Source organism: uncultured Anaerovibrio sp. (assembly GCA_902786545.1).
In the GTDB taxonomy this organism is placed as follows: Bacteria; Bacillota; Negativicutes; order Selenomonadales; family Selenomonadaceae; genus Anaerovibrio.
On sequence record CADACU010000099.1, the window covers coordinates 1 to 2,170 of the forward strand.

Consider the following 2,170-nt stretch of genomic DNA (forward strand, 5'->3'; position numbering starts at 1 on the left):
TTCTTCCCTAAAATCCCAGTTTGCAGTCATTTCCTTACAATTGACTGTATCACCTTTGATAATACACTATTTCTACAGTATCCATTGCTTATCCTGCTTATTAAAAATTTTTTCTGCCTCACTACATGCAACTCATAAAAATTTATTAACTGTGAAGCAGGAATTCTCCCCCGTGGAATTTAATCCTTATAATTAGCGATTATATACCATTGGAGGTTAATCAATATAATGAACACAGACAAAATATTCAACAGCCTAGCAACATATGGACAGCACTTTAAGCTAACACACCAGTTCTCTACTGAAGACTTCTTACAAAAAATGGAACCAATATTCACTCAATTGGGGTGTAGACATGGGTTCCCTCAGGCAGAACCACGCATTCTCGTGATTCATAATGGCGGCGTAGGAGATTTTGTTCTCTTCTCCCCATGTTTACGTGAAATCCGCCGAATCTATCCCCATGCTCACATTGCCCTAACTCTTCCCCCATCTACCGCTAACTTAGCTGCCCCCTGTCCCTACATTGATACACTTATCCCCTGCGAATATATTAATGCCAGCGAGTTCAATGATGAAATCTATTTGTGGCTAACTGATTTTTCCAGAATAAATTTCTCTACGCCTTTTGACATTGCCTTCAATTTTGGTACCTATTTCACGGGTATACTCTTAGCCTATATGTCTGGTGCCAAGGAGCGAATAATGTATATTGACCAATTTGGCTGGGATATGTGGCATAGAATCCCTTATCAATTTGCCCAAGCTCTATCAACTATCCAGGCTCCTGAAAATATTTTATCTCCTCACATAGTTGACCGATACTTAGCCGTAATGGATAATCTGATTCATTTACCTATTAAAGATCGAGAATTAGAGGTATGGTTTTCAGAGGCAGACACAAGACTCGTGAAAAAACTACTCCCATGTTCCTCTCCATCGTGTCTCGTTGCTTTATGTATGGGCGGCATTGGTGGAATAAAATCATATCCTGCTGAAAAATATGCTGCACTGCTACAACGCATCCTAAAACAAGACAAGGATAGATATATAATTATTGTTGGTGGAGATGCGGAAATCGAAGCCAGCAAATTCGTAGCCAAATCACTCCACTCTAACCATGTCCTAAACTTTACCGGCGCACTTTCCTATCCTCAAACAGCAGCATTGCTTTCCCTTTGCTCTTTTTATATTGGCAATGATACCGGTTGCGCCCATATTGCAGCAGCGATGAAAGTGCCATCTCTTGTTGTCTACTCTTATGCTACTGACCTGTCACCAAATGGACATTCTACTGTAGAAACTTATTATCCCTATCATGTCCCAGCAGTTCTTGTCCAACCAGATAAAGCCTTATCTCCCTGTAAACCTATACACTCTCCATTGGGTGAAGTATTTGGCTGTACAGCAATGCAACCTCACTGTATTACACAAGTATCTGTCGATGAAATGTATGAGGGCTGGCTTACCTTGATGAAAATAACCCATCAAGCCTAATCTACAAATAAAATTTTAAGATATAATCTTATCCCCATCTTCTGGCGGCAGGGGGCGAATTTTGCTAAGAGAAGCGTTTGCCGTCAGGCGTGAAGAAACTATTTTTTGCCAACAATAAAAAGCAGCATGAAAAGCCAACTGTCTGAGCGAAGCGAGTTTTGGCTTTTCATGCTGCCATAAAAGGCAAAAAATAGTTTTAGCCTGACGGCAAAGCGGAACGTGCAAAAATCTCCCCTTGCCGCCAGCAATGCCTTAACAACTTATTACTTTACCTGCAATGCCGCTTTCACGAAATCGCGGAACAGCGGATGCGGGTTGTTCGGGCGGGACTTGAGCTCGGGGTGAGCCTGGGTTGCCACGAACCAAGGATGGTCTTTTACTTCGACCATTTCCACAAGGCTGTCATCCGGCAGGGTGCCGGCAATCACGAGGCCGCGTTCAGTGAGCTGCTGACGGTAATTGTTGTTGAACTCATAGCGATGGCGATGACGTTCCGCAATGTTTGCCGTACCATAAGCTTCGAGGGAATGCGTACCTTCGCGCAGGGTGCAGGGGTAGGAACCAAGGCGCATCGTGCCGCCCTTGTCTTCGATGCCCTGCTGGGATTCCATGAGGTCGATAACCGGGTGCTTCGTTTCCGCATCGAATTCGGAGCTGTTTGCATCCGTCATGC

General features: G+C 43.7%; 1 protein-coding gene and 1 pseudogene. One reads left to right on the forward strand and one right to left on the reverse strand.

Annotation, left to right across the window (positions count from 1 at the left end; genetic code table 11):
* Positions 1-228: 228 nt before the first annotated feature.
* On the forward strand, positions 229-1,497 hold the full coding sequence (locus tag QZV24_RS10445) for a glycosyltransferase family 9 protein (protein ID WP_173444102.1): 1,269 nt from the start codon (positions 229-231) through the stop codon (positions 1,495-1,497).
* A 263-nt stretch (positions 1,498-1,760) separates the two neighbouring features.
* Here QZV24_RS10445 and QZV24_RS10450 read toward each other — a convergent pair.
* A pseudogene (locus tag QZV24_RS10450) lies at positions 1,761-2,170 on the reverse strand (CTP synthase); the annotation flags it as partial.

What these genes read in the sequence shown, in the direction of transcription:
- QZV24_RS10445 (WP_173444102.1), top strand. Translation starts at nt 229, where the DNA reads ATGAACACAGACAAAATATTCAACAGCCTAGCAACATATGGACAGCAC.